The organism is Kosakonia sp. S57 (genome assembly GCF_016516575.1).
In the GTDB taxonomy this organism is placed as follows: Bacteria; Pseudomonadota; Gammaproteobacteria; order Enterobacterales; family Enterobacteriaceae; genus Kosakonia; species Kosakonia cowanii.
This window is the reverse complement of record NZ_JACVUL010000004.1, coordinates 198,339-217,256: the sequence shown is the minus strand read 5'-3', so window position 1 is coordinate 217,256 and position 18,918 is coordinate 198,339. Positions and strand designations below refer to the sequence as shown.

Annotated in this window: 14 protein-coding genes; 5 read left to right on the top strand and 9 right to left on the bottom strand. The window is 55.4% G+C overall.

Annotated features, from left to right (window positions below):
* Positions 1 to 9: 9 nt before the first annotated feature.
* Genes tssM through IAE48_RS05820 form a run of 5 tightly spaced genes read right to left on the bottom strand, consistent with a single transcriptional unit; the run spans position 10 to position 7,269 of the window.
* A complete protein-coding gene (gene tssM, locus IAE48_RS05840; RefSeq protein WP_200133763.1) occupies positions 10 to 3,621 on the bottom strand; it encodes a type VI secretion system membrane subunit TssM in 3,612 nt (1,203 codons plus the stop codon).
* Between the two features lie 3 nt (positions 3,622 to 3,624).
* Complete coding sequence (locus IAE48_RS05835; RefSeq protein WP_076769996.1) at positions 3,625 to 4,863, bottom strand: DotU family type VI secretion system protein; 1,239 nt, start codon at positions 4,861 to 4,863, stop codon at positions 3,625 to 3,627.
* Between the two features lie 17 nt (positions 4,864 to 4,880).
* Entirely contained in the window at positions 4,881 to 6,224 is a 1,344-nt protein-coding gene (gene tssK / locus IAE48_RS05830) for a type VI secretion system baseplate subunit TssK (RefSeq protein WP_042711792.1), read from the bottom strand.
* 23 nt (positions 6,225 to 6,247) lie between these two features.
* Positions 6,248 to 6,754, bottom strand: coding sequence for a type VI secretion system lipoprotein TssJ (tssJ, locus tag IAE48_RS05825; RefSeq protein ID WP_042711793.1), 507 nt, complete (start codon positions 6,752 to 6,754; stop codon positions 6,248 to 6,250).
* A gap of 23 nt (positions 6,755 to 6,777) precedes the next feature.
* Positions 6,778 to 7,269, bottom strand: coding sequence for a hypothetical protein (locus tag IAE48_RS05820; RefSeq protein WP_042711795.1), 492 nt, complete (start codon positions 7,267 to 7,269; stop codon positions 6,778 to 6,780).
* 969 nt (positions 7,270 to 8,238) lie between these two features.
* Here IAE48_RS05820 and IAE48_RS05815 point away from each other — a divergent pair.
* Positions 8,239 to 9,942 carry an alpha,alpha-trehalase gene (locus IAE48_RS05815; RefSeq protein WP_200133762.1) on the top strand — a complete coding sequence of 568 codons (1,704 nt, stop codon included), beginning with the start codon at positions 8,239 to 8,241 and terminating at the stop codon, positions 9,940 to 9,942.
* 51 nt (positions 9,943 to 9,993) lie between these two features.
* Here the strand turns inward: IAE48_RS05815 and IAE48_RS05810 are convergent, their stop codons facing one another.
* Complete coding sequence (locus IAE48_RS05810; RefSeq protein WP_042711797.1) at positions 9,994 to 10,245, bottom strand: GlsB/YeaQ/YmgE family stress response membrane protein; 252 nt, start codon at positions 10,243 to 10,245, stop codon at positions 9,994 to 9,996.
* A gap of 209 nt (positions 10,246 to 10,454) precedes the next feature.
* Between IAE48_RS05810 and IAE48_RS05805 the strand changes: the two genes are divergently transcribed.
* Positions 10,455 to 11,186, top strand: a complete 732-nt coding sequence (locus tag IAE48_RS05805) for a flagellar brake protein (protein WP_094419661.1) — start codon at positions 10,455 to 10,457, stop codon at positions 11,184 to 11,186.
* On the opposite strand, the gene emtA is transcribed toward IAE48_RS05805, so the two are convergent.
* Positions 11,187 to 11,801 (bottom strand): membrane-bound lytic murein transglycosylase EmtA, encoded by a 615-nt coding sequence (emtA, locus tag IAE48_RS05800; protein WP_200133761.1) that lies wholly within the window; start codon positions 11,799 to 11,801, stop codon positions 11,187 to 11,189. It lies immediately after the preceding gene.
* Positions 11,802 to 11,902: 101 nt separating this feature from the next.
* Between emtA and ldcA the strand changes: the two genes are divergently transcribed.
* The gene (ldcA, locus tag IAE48_RS05795) at positions 11,903 to 12,814 is read left to right on the top strand and encodes a muramoyltetrapeptide carboxypeptidase (protein ID WP_200133760.1); all 912 of its coding nucleotides are present in this window, start codon (positions 11,903 to 11,905) and stop codon (positions 12,812 to 12,814) included.
* Positions 12,815 to 12,927: 113 nt separating this feature from the next.
* A complete protein-coding gene (locus IAE48_RS05790; RefSeq protein WP_094419659.1) occupies positions 12,928 to 14,661 on the top strand; it encodes a potassium/proton antiporter in 1,734 nt (577 codons plus the stop codon).
* Between the two features lie 15 nt (positions 14,662 to 14,676).
* Here the strand turns inward: IAE48_RS05790 and dadX are convergent, their stop codons facing one another.
* Complete coding sequence (gene dadX / locus IAE48_RS05785; RefSeq protein ID WP_200133759.1) at positions 14,677 to 15,747, bottom strand: catabolic alanine racemase DadX; 1,071 nt, start codon at positions 15,745 to 15,747, stop codon at positions 14,677 to 14,679.
* An 18-nt stretch (positions 15,748 to 15,765) separates the two neighbouring features.
* Positions 15,766 to 17,064: a D-amino acid dehydrogenase gene (locus tag IAE48_RS05780; protein WP_200133758.1), complete on the bottom strand. Its 1,299-nt coding sequence runs from the start codon at positions 17,062 to 17,064 to the stop codon at positions 15,766 to 15,768.
* Between the two features lie 320 nt (positions 17,065 to 17,384).
* Between IAE48_RS05780 and IAE48_RS05775 the strand changes: the two genes are divergently transcribed.
* Positions 17,385 to 18,917 carry a SpoVR family protein gene (locus tag IAE48_RS05775; protein ID WP_200133757.1) on the top strand — a complete coding sequence of 511 codons (1,533 nt, stop codon included), beginning with the start codon at positions 17,385 to 17,387 and terminating at the stop codon, positions 18,915 to 18,917.
* Position 18,918 lies beyond the last annotated feature (1 nt).

Genomic DNA, 18,918 nt, shown 5'->3' with positions numbered 1-18,918 from the left:
CTTTGCGGATCAAGGACATGCGAATCGTGGAAGCTGGAACGGATTGCGGATACTGTTAGGCGCAAACTCCAGCGTGACCTGATGCCCGTCAACCGTGAATGTCGCCTGGCGGCTCAGGCTGCTGCTGCCAGGGCTCACGCGCGCTTTATCGAAAAAGCGGTTCAGCGCCCAGGCGCCGTTGGTCACCAGTGTTGCCGTAGTACCATTGGCCAGACCCAACTGCATGCGCACCTGGTTGGTGCCGCCTGTGCCCGGCCAGCTAACAATTTGTACCGCCTGCGGCCCGTGGCTGTAGCGCAGGATCTGTCCGTCCACATCCAGCGTCATATTGAGGATAGTGTTATCCATCCGCACTGTACGCACCGTAGTACGAAAAGAGGGGGTTGCACTGCCATTGGCAAAGAAGGCATCGCGAATCGACTGCGCCTGCTGGAACGGGACCAGCACCCCTTCGCTTCCCGGCAGCGTTTTGCCATCGATCCCCGGCATAAAGCGCCATGTGGCCTGCGTGGTATCGACCTTATTGGTCAGGTTATCGCGAAAGAAGACATCCATCAGGCCGGTACCAGGGGCGAACATACGCGCCAGATCGTCCGGCGTCACTTCAGCGCTGGCAGAACGCACCAGCGGGTAACGCCCGGCGATCGCCTGGCGGCAGAAGCTGCCCACTTCGACGCTGATGCGTTTACGCACATTTTCCATATCACGACGTTGCGTATCGCTGCTCGCGCCGACCGCCATGTTGCTGAACATGGTTTGCAGACCGCCCGGCAAGCGCCCTGCGCTGGCCTGCAGGCGGCTGATTGCTTCACCACCCGGTGCTGGCATACCGCTGTTGGCCGCGTCCTGCACCGCCGTCAGATAGCGATAGAGTTCATCAACTTGTTTGAGGAAATCATCAAAGACGATGGTTTTACCGCCCTTCTCCAGCGGCTGCGCCAGCTCAATGATCGGCGCAAAGTGCTCGGTCACGCGCTGTTCAGGCGTCTGGTTAGCGGCCGCGTTGCCCGCAGCGTTGTTTTCACGATTGCTGAAGAGCGACTCCAGCATCTGTGTACCGCGATTGCTGCTTTCAGGGCTTTTCTCTTTCTCCGCCGCCGCAGGGTCATCGCGCACCAGCGTCAGTTGCTGGCTGAGGTTAACCACCAGACGGCGCAGCGGTGAGTTGTTGCTGGAGAGAACACGCGCGGTGTTGATGCGCTGATTGAGATCGGCGCTGTTATTCAACTGAATATCGCTTAAGAAGCTGTCCCAGATGGTAATGAAGTCGCGAGCGTAGAGCTGGCGCACTGCATTATCCGTCTGCTGTTTGTCTTCAGGCTGCGTGGTTGAGCCTAATACCCATGCGTCATCTTCATGCAGTGAGGCGGTCACCGGCGCAATCTGCGCATTGAAACTGTTCCAGTAACCGTCCGGCGTGTAGAGCCCAGGAATGCCATCGTTTACCGGCTTGCCGCTTTTACGCGAGAAGACCAATTCACTCTGCGGACCACCCAGCGTAGTCAGCGACACCGGCTTGAGGTTTTCATCACGCTCCAGCAGGCGTTTAAGGCGTCCATAAACACGGGTTGAGAGTGGCTGCTGGTTAATCAACGCCTGCTCGCGGCTGATGAGCGCATCATCTTTTGCATAGGGTGAAGCGACAATCTGCTGCTCCAGCAACTGCATCAGGTGCCACTCAAGCTGGCGGATCTGGGCTTTGGTCACATTCTGCGGCAGGTTGCGCTCCAGATTGAGCATCACCCATGAGTGCAGGAATTTGCCATCGTAATGTTTTGGCTGGTAGAGCATCTGATACGCTTTCAGCGCTTCATAGCTGTACTCGACGTCACTGCCGTTGTCATTACGCAGCCAGGTGGTGACGCGCATTGCCACTTCCGGCAGCAGCATCTGCTCCAGCGCTTTTCGGTAGAGCGCCTGCGAGGCATCCGACACATCGTTACCGCGATAGAGCCCCATACGGCGGGTGATCGGCGGATGATTGATATCGAACTCTTCACTCTGCGGCAGTTCGGCAAGGCCATTCAGCAGCGGCAGTAAGGCAAACAGATCCCCCTGCTGGCGGTTACGCAGCGCTTTAATCTCCTGATCGAGCGCCGGCACTTTCGCCTGGACTTCATCAAGGTAATCTTTGTTGTTGCCGTAGCTGGTGAACCAGAGCGCGCTAAGGATAACCAGCAAAGCCAGCAGTGCGGCATAACCAGACCAGATGACTGCACGGCTGCGCAGCTCCCACCAGCGGTTCTGCCCGGCGATCCCCGCCTCCTGGAAGATAACGTTCTGCAGCAGATGCTTGATAAAGAAGCTCTGCCCTTTACCACCCGGCACCGGCTCATCCTTGCTGACGGAATCCCAATTATCGCCCGACTTGCCCTGCGGCAGAGAGAGTGCACGATTAAGCTCACCCATCACCCGATCGAATGGCAGACCTTCCTGCGTGCCGCTGGCGAAATAGATACCGCGCGGCGAGAACTCGGTCTCAAAATTGGAGCGGGCAAAAATCGTATCAAGATAGTCCGACAGCAGCGGACGCAGCGCGGCAAACTCTTGCGGGAAGAGGAAGCACTCAGCGCGCGCCTGTGGATCGCTTTCACGCAGCATCGTATCCGGCAGGCCGGCGTCCAGACGCTGTTGCAGCAGGGCAAACTCCTGAATGAAACTGCCCTGCAGATCGAAATCGGCGAGCTTCGCTTTTTCCCACGGGAAGGTGAAGCCCCAAATCTGGTCGCGCTGCGCTTTATCAAAGCCAGAGAAATAGGCGCGGAAACCCTTAAGCAGGTCAGCTTTGGTTACCAGCACATAGACCGGGAAACGGATGCCCAGTTGCTCATGCAGTTCGGTAAGACGTTTACGCAGATTGAGCGCCTGCTCGCGCGAGGCTTCAGCAGACTGGGTCAGCAGGTCAGCGATACTGATGGTGATAATCACGCCGTTAATCGGCTGGCGACGGCGGTATTTCTGTAGCAGGCCGAGGAATTTATTCCACTCGCTGGCATCCTGAATCTGCTCGCTCTCCTGCGTGGTATAGCGTCCGGCGGTATCCAGCAGAACGGCTTCATTGGTGAACCACCAGTCGCAGTTGCGCGTGCCGCCAATACCGCGCAATGCGGTTTTACCGAAGCGATCGGCGAGCGGGAATTGCAGGCCGGAGTTTACCAGCGCGGTGGTTTTACCAGAGCCTGGCGCGCCGATAATCACATACCACGGCAGCTGATAGAGATACTGGGTACTGAAACGCTGCGTCCACAGGCCACGCTGGCCCGGCTGGTTAAAGTGCGCTTTTTTCAGTACCTGTGCCGCCTCTTCGAAACGGTCATTCAGCACCTGATCGTCGCTGGTCAGACGTTGACGCTCAGCGGGATCTTTCGCCTCTTCGCTTTTGAGGTTGTCCATCAGCTTGCGGTTGAGCCACGCATTATAGAGACGCGGCACAATGTGGCTGTGAACCCAAATCAGGTACATCACCGCAATGGCGATCATGCGGTTTTGTTCGGACTCCAGCGGTCGGGAGTCGACGACCGACAGCAGCGGCCCGATCATCCAGATAACCGCAGCCAGCCCGGTAACGCCAAGGAAACCCCACAAAATGCGGTTAGTCAGCAACGAAAGCAACATGTTCATCCATTAGTTTCCTTGCGGCAGTCCGTTCAGCTCGGCAGCCGTATTTTCCGGCGACACAAGCAAGGTAATTTCGACACGGCGGTTACGCGCGCGGTTTTCGGCCGAGTTGTTCGGCGCGATGGGATCCATCTCCCCTCGCCCTTCGGCTTTCACACGCTCCGGCTGCGAAAGGTGTTTTTGCAGCAGCGACTGCACAGAGCGCGCGCGCTCCAGCGACAGTTCATAGTTGGAGGCGAAACGGGCGCTGCGAATCGGCACGTTATCACTGAAGCCGACCACCAGGATCTTACCGCTGACATTGTTCATTGCCTGCGCAACGCGGTCGATGACCGGCTCGTAGCTATCGCGCGCAACCGTGGAGGCAGAGGCAAACAGCCCGTCACCTTTCAGAGTCACGACGCTGCGATCGGCCTCATCACGTACCGCCACCAGGCCGGCCTTGATTTCAGGACGCAGGAACTCGCGCAGGTTAAGCACCGGCTGCACATGCTGCACCGGCTGTTGAACGGAGACTTCCGGCAGCTGTGTCTGGTAGATCTTCGCCAGCACCGGATTGGTGTTGTCGCCCAGCCGCCAGTTGAGGACGATATAGAAGAGGCAGGCGAGGAAACCCGCCAGCCCGGCACACGCCCACAAAGGGATCACCGGACGCCACAATTTGCGCATCACCGGCTGATCTTCCGGATGCGGCGAGAGCGGCGGTGGGTAGTTGCCACGTACGCCGCGGATCATCTGCCATAAACGCTGCTTGATGGTTTCAAGCTGTGTACGGCCGTTGTCCATCACGCGGTAGCGACCTTCAAAACCCAGCAGCAGGCAGAAGTTGATTAACTCCAGCAGCGCGATATGTTCGCGCGGGTTTTGCGACAGACGCGCCAGCAGCTGGAAGAACTTCTCCCCGCCCCAGGTTTCGTTGTGAAACGTCACCAGCAGGCCGCTGCCGGACCACACGCCGCGGCTGCCCCACGGTGTGAGCGCGGCGGCTTCATCCAGAGCGGTGCAAAGACAGTAGCGTGCGCCCACGATGACTTCGTACGCTAGGCCAGATTGCTGGCAGCGTACTTCAAAACGGCGGATTTCATCTATCAGGTGCTGACGTAGCCCGCTCTGATCGTCATGAGAGACCGAATAGCGGATCTGCGGTATCGCATTGAGCAGCGGATTTGCGGCCGCCACCAACGGATTGTTACCACTTGCTCCTGCCAGGACGGCATCACTGCCGGAGGCGTGTTGTTGCTGCATAGTGTGCGCTCGCTGTGTTATTCCGTCGGGCTACGGATGGCCCAAAATTCCATATCAAGACCGGGGAATTCGCCCGCCAGATGCAGTGCGAAAGCGCCCGATTTTTCCATTTCGTTCCAGAGCTCGCCGCCCTTTTCCAGTTCAAAATAGTTATAACCGGCGTGCCATGGAATTTGCGGCGGTGCAACAGGCATGCTGCGTAGCTTCATGCCAGGCAGCTGAAGCTGCACCAGATCGCGGATTTTGGTCACCGGCGCAACTTTCATCTGCGCCGGGAAGTGGGTTTGCAGAATTTCGCCCGGCACGCTGGCTTTCACCGCCAATACAAAACCAAACTCGCGCGCCATCGTGGTGGTAGGCAGCGTGGCGATATTGAGTCCATGGGTGCGCTCGGTGAGCGGCAACTGGATGGCATGCTCTTCCATTACCAGCGACAAACCCTGGCGCAGCATCAGCTGCAGTTTACTGAAGCAGCCAGCGAGATCGTCATGGTCGTAAATGGGGAGCGTCTCTTCCGGCGAGCGCGCCGCGGTCCAGGTGGTGAGCTCGGTGGCAAACGCCAGCCAGCTGCGCCATAACTCTTCCGGGTGGATCATCGGCAGCGATTTCAGGTGCGACATCTGCCCGACGTGATGGTTAATCAGTGCCAGAAGCGAGAACTCCACCATTTCAGAGGTGTTGAAACGCCCAGGCTGGCGCAGACGTTGACCAATCTGCTGGCTGCGCTGCATCAGCAGGCTCTGCAGATCGTTCATCACGGCGTAAAGTGAGGGGTTGTTGACCGCATTTAACATCGGCGGAATATAACGATTATCGATGCGAACCTGGTTGTCGTTGCGCTTTTCAAGCACATGCGCCACGCCAATTGCCGTCCACTCTGCGCTGAGATCCTTCTCCAGCATCAGTTTCAGGCGCAGGCGCCCAAACTGCACCGCAGCGGGACCAACGGACATCGCGTTATCATCATCGACTTCGCTCTCCCAGGTGATGTAGCGCGCCAGCGAATCTTTCTCTTCGCTGAAAATCACTTCATCACGACCGCCGCGACGGGCTGGCAGCGCCAGCACGACACGTTCGTTAGTGAGATTATCCGGGATCACCAGCGGGGTTGGCGCCTGGCGAGCATCGTTGAAAGAGAAGAAGGTGCCGTCTGGCAATAAGCCGCTGGCGTAACTGACGGCAATGCATCCCTGGCGAAGCATCGCGTCGTCGAGTTCGATATCAAGGTAGCCCCAAAGATAGGGCCGCTGCAGTGTTCCCCACTCGCGAATATGGTGCTGAAGATAGCTTTCCGCGCGTTGAAAATGGTGAGGACGCAGAAACATACCTTCGGTCCAGACGACCTTTTCTGCTTTATTCATACTGTATTCCTGTCAGGATGGCGCTATTTGGAAATCACGCGTATTCCGTTAACGTCGAGAAAGATGTTGGCTTCCAGCGCATCTTCTGACGATTTCCAGAACTCATAGAAGTGAGACTCCCCCTGTACCGGAAGCGGCAGGGAGATTCGCCATTTTTTGCCGTCCAGCGCCTGATACTCCGCCATCACGCCGATGTAGCGCGCTTCAGGCGAACTGTTGCCGGACAGCGTTTTTGACAGCTGACCGGGCATCAGGAAGAACTCATCACTGTTCAGCAGATTGCCGCCCAGTGCGCTATCGGCGTTGTTTTGCAGCGACCAGAAATCGGCGGACATAAATGTCGCGTCCGATTTCAACAGCAACACCCTGACTTTAAGGGGAGCGGACTCATTGATTTGCGGATGAGCCCTGAACTGAAGGTTATAGCTGGTAGGTACGCTGTGTGAAGACGATCCACAACCGCTGGCCAGGGTGGCCAGCACAAAGAAAAACACCAGGCTAATCTGGCGTACAACCGAATTATTATTCATAGCAGGTACTCATCACGGCTGGATTAATCGATAATCCAGGTCCCGGATTTAACGTTTTTGCAAGCTTTACCGCTGCCGTCGACCGTTACGCAGTTCGCTTTTTTACGCTGAACTTTGCGGCGATCGTTACGCAGCGTTTTTTCGTACAGATCGCTTTTAACGACCGCACGCATCGGCACGTAGCCAATCAGCTCTTCCTGACCTTCATCGGCCAGCGCCATCCAGAAGTGTTCAACCTGACCAAGCACAACGTAGGTTTTGCCCGCTTCCAGCTGGCGAATGACTTTGCCGCCGAAATCAGGTTTGCTCATTACAGAGGCCGGATAGAGTGCGCGGTAGTCTTGTTTAACCGGTTCGAACTCCTTCGGCGGCAGTACGGCATAACGGTGGGTCAGGGTTACGCCATTTACTTCACTGGTAACAATCGTGTCGTCGGAAGGTGCGGGTTTCTGATGTTTTACACAGCCAGAGACGCCAAATACAAAAAGAAGTGCCAATACGATTCGCATGTTCATAGGGTTTGTTCCATTGCAAATATATTACTGTGTTGACGTGCATCGTTATGGATAGGGGAAATGAAATCGTTATGAATGACTCAGTTCCTTGTCCGTTAAACGACCTGTTAATGAATTAAGGGCATAGCTACCGCACGAGCCTGTCCGCGAGGACCGCCGCAACAATATTACTTTTCATTGACTATCGTGACATGATTTTACAGATCGGATAATTCAATTCAATATCATTGCCGAGCCGTTGAAAAACTATTACTTAATTCTTTTGCAAATTAGGATAAATCTCAAGAATTAATTTCACTTAAGCAGAAAAACGGCAAAATTTTGTTCTGAGATGAATCCCTCGCCGCCAATTATAATCCTAAACTGATGAATAATAATAAAAATTTTATATGCATAATCCGGTAGTATACAGACCGAAATATGAGATAGGACAATTCCTAAAAGTCAAAAAGAGCGAAGCAATACTACAATATTTGGTAGCTGATATTCCACATTGTCGGGCTAACCTTTGCGCTAAGAATGTTTATTTGGGACTTTTCTTCGCCACAGCCTCTTTTTTTGCGAAATATATCGACTTTTACTCTTCGTATTCTGCAAAAAAGATAGTTACAGGCAAAACTATTACCGCAGTAAATCGCTTTTACAAGGTACCCGCTGTACTTTATTTCATTCAGTGTGACTAAACTCTAATAAAGCGCGCTTAACCGAATCCATTCAGCAAAAGGCCTGTGATTAAAAATAAGGCAATCCGGTATGCGATCTCTTTGATATCTGCCTTCTCATCCTTACAGACGGATCTCGTCGCCACTGCCGTACGCTTTGAACAGCCGAATTGCTCAGAGGCGAGAGGTAATTTCTCCGTATTGACACAAATTGCCGGGCACAGCACACGAATTGTCTGAGATTCGTCTATGGTTTTGGTCAAGGTTGAATGCAGCGGCCCGCTGCTTGCTCGCTAAGGAGACGTCAATGATAAAACCTGTTTTGCGCCAGCCGCGCACCCTCTTTCTGGTCATGCAACTTGCATTGGGTGGAACATTACTTGCCGCAAATGCCCCAACATTCGCTGCTGAAGCGCAAAACCCGCCGCAAACTCCCGACATTCTTCTCGGTCCGTTATTCAGTGATGTGCAAAGCGCCAAACTCTTCCCCGATCAAAAAACCTTCGCCGATGCCGTGCCCAAGAGCGACCCACTGATGATCCTTGCGGATTACCGCATGCAACGGAACCAGAGCAGCTTCGATCTGCGCCATTTCGTCGAGGTGAACTTCACGCTGCCGGAAAAAGGTAAGCCCTATGTGCCGCCTGCCGGACAAAACCTGCGTGAACATATCGACGGCTTATGGCCAGAACTGACACGCACCACGGATAGCGCGGGCAAGTGGGACTCACTCTTACCGCTGCCTAAACCCTATGTCGTGCCCGGCGGGCGATTTCGCGAAGTCTATTACTGGGACAGCTACTTCACCATGCTCGGCCTTGCCGAAAGCGGTCACTGGGACAAAATCGAAGATATGGTCGCCAACTTCGGTTATGAAATTGATACCTGGGGACATATTCCGAATGGCAACCGCAGCTACTACCTCAGCCGTTCTCAACCCCCCTTCTTCTCATTAATGGTGGAGTTACTGGCGACACATGACGGTGATGAGGTGCTGAAAACCTGGCTGCCGCAGATGGAAAAAGAGTATCAGTACTGGATGGAGGGCGCTGATGCGCTGCAGCCGGGCGAAGCAAATAAGCGCGTGGTGAAGTTAAGCGATGGCAGCATTCTCAACCGCTACTGGGATGATTCCTCCACGCCGCGTCCGGAGTCATGGCTGGCAGATGTCACCACAGCAAAAAACAATCCGAACCGCCCGGCGACAGAGATCTACCGCGATCTTCGCGCCGCTGCGGCTTCCGGCTGGGACTTTAGCTCCCGCTGGATGGATGATCCTGAGCAGCTTGGCACGATTCGCACCACCAGCATTGTGCCGGTCGACCTCAATGCCCTGATGTTTAAGATGGAGAAGATGCTCTCCCGCGCATATCAGGTCTCTGGCGATAGCGCTAAAGCGAGTCACTACGACGCGCTGGCCACTGCCCGGCAAAAAGCCATCGAAACCAATCTGTGGAATACAAAAGAGGGTTGGTACGCCGATTACGATCTGAAAACCAAAAAGGTGCGTAATCAGCTGACCGCCGCGGCGCTCTATCCGCTGTTTGTTAACGCGGCGGCAAAAGATCGCGCCGACAAAGTAGCGGCGGTGACCGAAGCACGGCTGTTAAAAGCGGGCGGCATCACCACGACTACCGTTAAAAGCGGTCAACAGTGGGATGCGCCGAATGGTTGGGCACCGCTGCAGTGGGTCGCCGCCGCCGGGTTGCAGAACTACGACCACCAAAAACTGGCGATGAGTGTCAGCTGGCGCTTCCTGACCAATGTTCAGCACACTTACGATCGCGAACAGAAGCTGGTGGAAAAATATGATGTCAGCTCCACCGGCACAGGCGGGGGCGGCGGTGAATATCCGCTGCAGGATGGCTTTGGCTGGAGTAATGGCGTAACGCTAAAAATGCTCGATCTCATCTGTCCGAAAGAGAAACCGTGCGACAGCGTACCGCAAAAACAGCCTGCGGATGAGGCCAGGCCTGCCGCTGAGCCAACGGCGCAGAAAGTCGCGCAGTAGCGTATAAAAAAAGGCCGCATCAAAGTGCGGCCTTTTTTCAGAGAAAATCCGTTACCGGCGTACAAGTCGGAAAACTGCCAGCACCACAATCGCGCCAATCACCGCGACGATAAAACTGTGCATGTTGAAGCCCGTAATGTCGCCGCCATAACCGAACATTGTCGCCAGCCAGCCACCGACCACTGCCCCTACAATCCCCAGAACACAGGTCAGAATAAAGCCGCCGCCGTCGCGTCCTGGCATAATGAATTTCGCGATAACGCCCGCAATCAGGCCAAATAAAATCCACGCGAGAATACCCATATTCACTTTCTCCTTTCGTTTATGACGTGTAAATGAACACACCACCTTGCAGTGCGTTGCGTACAGTATAGATGTCTTGCGCAAAAGCGCTGCCATCTCACAGATTTAATTCATAATTTAATGAGATAATTTCTACCATTTGTATTAAGTTCTGGCATAGATTGCCGATAAACAATCGACGTTGTGTCAGTATCGAGGAGCCATTCGGCGTGAGCAATTACAGTGAGCAGTTCCTGAAGCAAAATCCTCTGGCCGTGCTGGGCGTCTTGCGCGACCTGCAAAACACTCAGGTGCCGGTGTGCATCAGCTGGGGTAGCGGTCAATTTATCAGCAAAATTCTCGAGGTTAACCCTGAGATGCTGGTGATGGATTTTGGTAGCCAGGAGTATGAAAACAGTGCCGTTCAGCGTGCCGGTAAAGTGACTATTACCGCTGAAACCCATGGCGCAAAGGTAGAGTTCACGCTTAATGCGCTCACCACCGGCGATTATCAGGATCTGCCTGCGTTTATCACGCCGCTCCCGGAAACGCTGTGGTTTATTCAACGTCGGGAATATTTCCGTATTAGCGCCCCGCTCCACCCGGCTTACTTCTGCAAAGCGAAGTTACCCGATAAGAGCCAGTTGCGCTTTCGTCTCTTCGATCTCTCACTGGGCGGCATGGGCGCATTGCTGGATGGCGCGTTGCCGGAGAATGTCCAGCCTGGCATGCGCTTCACGCAGGTCGAACTGGATATGGCATCGTGGGGGCAGTTCTACTTTGATGCACAGTTGATTGCAGTGGGCGAGCGCAAAGTTGTGGATGGTAAAAATGACACCATCGCCACGCCAAGGCTGAGCTTCCGCTTTTTAAATGTCAGCCCGGGCGTTGAGCGCGAACTCCAGCGCATTATCTTTGCGCTGGAGCGCGAAGCGCGCGAACGCGCCAGCCGGGTGCGCTAGTTACATCGCATCCATCGCTTTTTGTACTTTCCAGATATAGCGCGGGGCTTGTGGCGCGGGGTGTTTTTCCGCTATGTGCTGCAAAAAGCCCTTTGGACTTAGCGAGTTAATCTCGTCAATCGCCTCCTGGCGGTCTGAAGAGAAGGTGCGTAGCAGCGCACCCGCGCCATTCACATATGAGACCACCAGCGCGTACTGCATCACCAGCGGATCTTTGATCCCGGCAAGCGGCCCATGTTCCAGAATGCTCAGGTAGGCTGCACCCATTGAGATATTACGCTCCGGGTTTTTTAGCTCGCGCGTTGAGGGTTGCCCGCTCCAGCCCATACGACGATAGACTTCGCGCCCCGCCGTTGACGCCTTCAGCTGCATTAAACCTACCGCATTCGATTTACTCACCAGCTCCGGGTTGCCTCCGGACTCCACGGCAATCATCGCCGTAATCAGTTCCGGGCTTACGCCCCACGACGCGCCGGCTTTTTCGCTAATTGGCATCCACTGCATCGCCCGTTTGACCGGCACTTCCGGGTTCCAGTCGGGGTTACGATAATCCTGTTTTGTCGAGCTACAGCCCGCCAGCAGCACCACTAAAAAGGCAAACCATCTTAATTTCACGCCAGAAAATCCTTATATAAGCTGTACATCACGGCGGATGACAATGACCAGGGTTAGCGGCATGATAACTGTTTGTTTAGAGATGTCAGCAAGGAAATGCCATGTCCACTTTCCATTTAATTGCCCCCTCCGGGTACTGCATCAATCAGCGTGCTGCGGCGCTGGCCGTTGAACGGCTGACCCGCGAAGGCCATCAGGTCAATAACCAACAGGTGATTACCCGGCGTGAGGAACGTTTTGCCGGTAGCGAAGCTGAAAGGCTGGCGGACATCAATGACCTCGTCCGGCTGGCTGGGGAAAATCTGATTGTTATGCCGGTGCGCGGTGGCTACGGCGCAAGCCGGCTGCTGGCCGATATCGACTGGCAGGCACTGGTCGAGCGCCAGCAGCAGCAACCGCTGGTGATTTGCGGTCACAGCGACTTTACTGCGATTCAGTGCGGCCTGCTGGCGGCGGGTGGCACCATCACCTTTAGCGGCCCGATGCTGGCGGGCAACTTTGGTGCTGAACCACTCAATGCCTTTACCCAGGAGCACTTCTGGCGGGCAATACGCAATAAAACCTACACCATTGAGTGGGACGGCGACGGGCCGCAATGCCATGTTGAAGGAAGATTATGGGGCGGAAACCTGGCGATGCTGACCTCGCTGATTGGCACCCCCTGGCTGCCGACAGTGCCCGGCGGCATTCTGGTGGTTGAAGATATCAATGAGCACCCCTACCGCGTTGAGCGCATGCTGTTGCAACTGCTCTACAGCGGGATCCTCGCGCAGCAGCGCGCGCTGATCCTCGGCAGTTTCTCCCATGCGCAACCCAACGATTACGATGCGGGCTACACTTTAGAGAAGATGGTGGCCTGGTTACGTTCACGGGTGGCAATTCCGGTGATCGCAGGGCTGGACTTCGGCCACGAAGCGAAAACCGTCACGTTGCCGCTGGGTGCGCACGCCATATTGCAACACGCTGAAAAATCAACGCTGACCCTCACAGGCCATCCCACAATCTCGGCGTAAAAAAAGCCCTTAATGCCCTTATTAAATTGCTTTTTCTGCCGTTATTATAATGTGCCGTAATAAATCCCGGTCGGTGCCGGGATCTCACCGAGAAGAGAAGGAGATGCATACCATTGGACGCTGGGGCGATAATTAGTCTGTTTATTCTGGGTTCTGTACTGGTAACCTGCAGTATTTTATTGAGTTCGTTCTCATCCCGCCTTGGTATTCCGATTCTGGTCATTTTTCTGGCGATTGGTATGTTGGCAGGCGTTGACGGCATCGGTGGCATTCCCTTCGATAACTACCCGCTGGCCTATATGGTCAGTAACCTGGCACTGGCGATCATTCTGCTCGACGGCGGTATGCGCACGCGCGCCAGCTCTTTTCGCGTTGCCCTCGGCCCCGCGCTCTCGCTGGCAACTGTCGGGGTGCTGATCACTTCAGGTCTGACCGGCATGATGGCGGCCTGGCTCTTCAAGCTCAACATTATGGAAGGCTTCCTGATTGGCGCGATAGTCGGCTCAACCGATGCGGCGGCGGTCTTCTCGCTGCTCGGCGGTAAAGGGCTGAACGAGCGTGTCGGCTCAACGCTTGAGATTGAGTCCGGCAGCAACGATCCGATGGCGGTGTTTCTGACCATCACTCTGATAGAGATGATCCAGAGCCACCACGCCAATATTGATTTCACCTTCTTTCTGCATATTCTGCGCGAGTTTGGCCTCGGCATACTGCTTGGTGGCGCGGGAGGCTACCTGCTGCAACAGATGATCAACCGCATTGCCCTGCCGCCTGGGCTCTATCCTTTATTAGCACTGAGCGGCGGCATTCTGATCTTCTCTGTTACCACGGCGCTGCACGGCAGCGGGATCCTGGCCGTCTATTTATGTGGGTTCGTGTTAGGCAATCGCCCGATTCGTAATCGCTTCGGTATCCTGCAAAACTTCGATGGCCTCGCCTGGCTGGCGCAAATTGCGATGTTCCTCGTGCTCGGCCTGCTGGTGACGCCATCTGATTTAATGCCGATTGCACTCTCTGCGCTGATCCTCTCGGCGTGGATGATCTTTATTGCCCGCCCGCTCTCGGTGTTCGCCAGCCTGCTGCCTTTTCGCGGTTTTAACCTGCGCGAGCGCGTCTTTATTAGTTGGGTCGGTTTGCGCGGCGCGGTGCCGATTATTCTGGCGACCTTCCCGATGATGGCCGGGCTGGACAACGCCCGCCTCTTCTTTAATGTCGCCTTCTTCGTGGTGTTGATTTCGCTGCTGTTCCAGGGAACGTCTCTGGGCTGGGCGGCGAAAAAAGCGAAAGTGGTGGTGCCGCCGGTGGGCTGGCCGGTATCGCGCGTCGGGCTGGATATTCACCCCGATAATCCCTTCGAGCAGTTCGTCTACCAACTGAGTGCCGATAAGTGGTGCGTTGGTGCGGCGCTGCGCGACCTGCACATGCCGGAAGAGACGCGCATTGCGGCGCTGTTCCGCGATAACAGCCTGCTTCATCCAACCGGCAGCACCCGGTTACGTGAAGGCGACGTTCTATGCGTGATTGGTCGCGAAAAAGATCTGCCAGCTCTCGGTAAACTCTTCAGTGAGTCGCCGCCGGTGTCGCTGGATCAGCGCTTCTTTGGTGACTTCATCCTCGAAGCGAATGCCAAGTTTGCCGACATAGCGATGATTTATGGTCTTGATGAGGGGCTTGAGCATCGCGATAACCAGCAAACGCTCGGTGAGATTGTTCAGCAACTGCTGGGTGCCGCTCCGGTTGTGGGCGATCAGGTTGAGTTTGCCGGTATGATCTGGACCGTGGCAGAGAAGAGTGAGAATTCGGTATCAAAAGTGGGTGTAAAAGTGGTGGAGAGCGAGGCGGAGTAAGCGCCTCGCGAGAAGTTACATTGTCACAACAGGCACGCGCGGCGCCAGGGCGCACATCAATTCATACCCGACCGTATTGGCCGCCGCGGCTACATCATCAATCTTGATCTCCCTGCCCCACAGCTCCACCGGCGCGCCGATACTGGCGTGCGGGCACGGCGTAAGATCGACCGTCAGCATATCCATCGACACCGCGCCAACCACCGTCGTACGAATCCCATCGACGAGAACCGGCGTGCCAGTGGGAGCCTGGCGCGGATAACCATCTGCATAACCACACGCCACCACGCCGATACGCTGCTCCGTCTGCGCACGGTAACGACAGCCGTAGCCTACAGCGTCGCCACTCTTCAGCGTCTGTACAGCAATAATCTCACTGCTTAGCGTCATTACCGGGCGAATACCGCTGTTTGCCACATCCTGCCATCTGCCCGATGGCGAGGCACCGTAGAGAATAATGCCGGGGCGAACCCAGTCAAAATGCGCTTCCGGGTGCCATAACGTCGCGGCAGAGTTGGCGAGCGATCGCGGTAACGGCAGCCCTTCCGCCGCCTGCTCAATGCGCCGCATCGGTTGCGAAATGCCGTCCGGACGCTCCGCTTCCGCAAAGTGCGACATCAGCGTGATATTGCCGACGCTGGCAAAGCTGCTCAGCTGCTGCCAGACGCTGTGCACGCGCTCCGGCAGGAAACCGAGACGGTTCATACCGCTGTTGATTTTGAGGTAGATATCAAGCGGTGCCTGCAGCTTCGCATTTTTCAGCAGATTAAGCTGCCAGTTACTGTGGATCCCACTGGTGAGACGGTACTGGTCATAAAGCGCCATCTCCTCCGCATCAAAAAAACCCTCCAGCATTAAGAGAGGCCCTTTCCAGCCGCGCTCGCGCAGCAGGATCGCCTCCTCAAGGTTGAGCATCGCAAAGCCATCGGTTTTATTGAGCGCCGACCAGATGCGATCCAGACCGTGGCCGTAGGCATTTGCCTTCACCACCGACCAGACTTTGGCATCGGGTGCCGCGCGGCGCACTATTTGCAAATTATTGGCTAACGCCTGTAAATCGAGGGTCGCCAGAACCGGACGAGACATGTCTATTCCTTACGCCTGTCAGCTGTGTACACCATGGAGATGCTGGGCACGCGCAGGCGTGAACCCCGGAAGATAACGCGCCACGCACAGATCGTCAGCGGCGATAGCCGGTGTGTTACCGGTCATCAGATCGCTGAGCAGCTGTCCGGAGCCGCAGGCCATTGTCCAGCCCAGCGTGCCGTGACCCGTATTGAGCCACAGGTTTTTAAACGGCGTGCGGCCAACCACCGGCGTGCCGTCCGGCGTCATTGGACGTAAGCCCGTCCAGAAGGTTGCCTCTTCAACATGGCCGCCGCGCGGGAAGAGATCGCGCACCACCATCTCCAGCGTTTCGCGGCGCGGTTGTAACAGCTCAGTATTAAATCCAACGATTTCTGCCATGCCGCCGACGCGAATGCGCTGATCGAAGCGGGTAATGGCGATTTTGTAGGTCTCATCAAGAATGGTGGAAACCGGGGCGCCATCCTCCTGTGCCACCGGGATGGTCAGCGAGTAGCCCTTGAGTGGGTAAACCGGGATATCGACAATCCCTTTCAGCAGGCCGGTGGACCAGGAGCCGAAAGCCATCACATAAGCATCTGCCTTCACGACCTCTTCGCCACACTTCACGCCGTAGATTTTTTCACCTTCGTAGAGCAAACGATCAACGGGCGTATTGAAACGGAACACTACCCCGGCCGCTTCGGCCATCTGCGCCAGCCGCTGCGTGAAGAGCTGGCAATCGCCGGTTTCATCGTTTGGCAGCCGCAGACCGCCGGTCAGCTTGTGCGCGACTTCACCCAGCGCCGGTTCCACCTCGGCCAGACGCGCCGATTCCAGCAACTGATAGGGCACGCCCGCTTCCTGCAACACGGCGATATCACGGGTGGCGTTTTCATACTGTTCGGCGGTGCGGAACAGTTGCAGTGTCCCGCCCTGGCGGCCTTCATACTGGATCCCGGTGGTTTCCCGCAGTTGCTTCAGACAATCGCGGCTATATTCAGCCAGACGCACCATGCGCCCTTTATTTTCCATATAGTGGCGGGTGTCGCAGTTGCGCAGCATTTGCCACATCCACTTTAACTGCGAGGAGGAGCCGTCGAGCTTGATGGCGAGCGGCGCGTGGCGCTCAAACATCCATTTGATCGCTTTCAGCGGCACGCCGGGCGCAGCCCAGGGTGCGGCATAGCCCGGCGAGATCTGCCCGGCGTTGGCGGCGCTGGTCTCCAGTGCAGGCCCTGGCTGGCGATCGATTACGGTGACATCATGTCCGGCCTGGCGTAAATACCAGGCGCTGGTAACGCCAACAACGCCGCTGCCCAATACAACAACTCGCATATCCCTTCTCCCGTGAGTAAAGCACAATCATCTGATTACAAATTGATAACTCAGATGAAAATATTATTCAACATATGGCTTTTTTATGGTGACGTTCCTCACAACATCGCCGCCAGCTAAGGGCTGCGGATATTCAGCATCTCCTGCTGCGCACCCTATCGCCGCAGCATAATATTTTGGCAACTCGGCTTTTTACACGGTGAGCGAGCGGGAATATCGTGAAGATTTGGTGAGGGCTGGCGTACACTTTTAAATCAGTGTTCTATGCTTGAAATGAGACGCTCCATACAGAGAGTGTCGAGAACAATGAGGGCGCGCTAATGGCTACGATTGACTCAATGAATAAGGATTCTATTCGTCTGAGCGATGGACCCGACTGGACATTCGAGCTGCTGGATGATTACCTGGCAGAGATTGACCGGGTGGCGAAACTCTACCGGCTGGATACCTATCCGCATCAAATCGAAGTGATCACCTCAGAACAGATGATGGATGCCTACTCAAGCGTTGGCATGCCTATCAATTATCCCCACTGGTCGTTCGGTAAAAAGTTTATTGAAACCGAACGGCTCTATAAGCATGGTCAGCAAGGCCTGGCCTACGAGATTGTCATTAACTCCAATCCCTGCATCGCTTATCTGATGGAAGAGAACACCATCACCATGCAGGCGCTGGTGATGGCGCATGCCTGTTACGGACACAACTCGTTTTTCAAAAATAACTACCTCTTCCGCAGCTGGACCGATGCCAGCTCGATTGTCGATTACCTGATCTTCGCGCGTAAATACATTACCGATTGCGAAGAGCGCTACGGCGTAGTCGAAGTGGAAAAACTGCTCGACTCTTGTCACGCACTGATGAATTACGGCGTTGACCGCTATAAGCGTCCACAGAAAATCTCGCTGCAGGAGGAGAAAGCGCGGCAAAAAAGCCGGGAAGAGTATCTGCAAAGCCAGGTAAATATGTTGTGGCGCACGCTGCCAAAACGCGATGAAGAGGTGGCCGTCGCTCAGGCGCGACGTTACCCGGCGGAGCCGCAGGAGAACTTGCTCTACTTTATGGAGAAGAATGCGCCGCTACTCGAGCCGTGGCAGCGTGAGATCCTGCGCATTGTGCGCAAGGTGAGCCAATATTTTTATCCGCAGAAGCAGACGCAGGTGATGAACGAAGGCTGGGCGACGTTCTGGCACTACACCATCCTTAATCATCTGTATGACGAAGGGAAAGTGACCGACCGCTTTATGCTGGAGTTTCTGCACAGCCACACCAATGTGGTATTCCAGCCGCCTTACAACAGCCCGTGGTACAGCGGCATTAACCCCTACGCCCTCGGCTTTGCCATGTTCCAGGATATCAAGCGCATCTGCCAGTCACCGACGGAAGAGGATCGCTACTGGTTCCCGGATATTGCCGGTTCCGACTGGCTGGATACGCTCCATTTCGCCATGCGCGACTTTAAAGATGAGAGCTTTATCAGCCAGTTTATGTCGCCGAAGATCATGCGTGATTTCCGCTTCTTCACCGTGCTGGATGACGATCGCAATAACTACCTGGAGATAGCCGCGATCCATAACGAAGAGGGCTACCGCGAGATCCGCTCGAAACTCTCATCGCAGTACAACCTGAGCAATCTTGAACCGAATATTCAGGTCTGGAACGTCGATCTGCGCGGCGATCGCTCGCTGACGTTGCGCTATATTCCGCACAACCGCGCCCCGCTCGATAAAGGACGTCGCGAAGTGCTGAAACATGTGCATCGCCTGTGGGGATTTGACGTTCTGCTTGAGCAGCAAAACGAAGATGGCAGTGTGGAGCTGCTGGAGCGCTGTCCGCCACGAAGCAACGTGCTGTGAT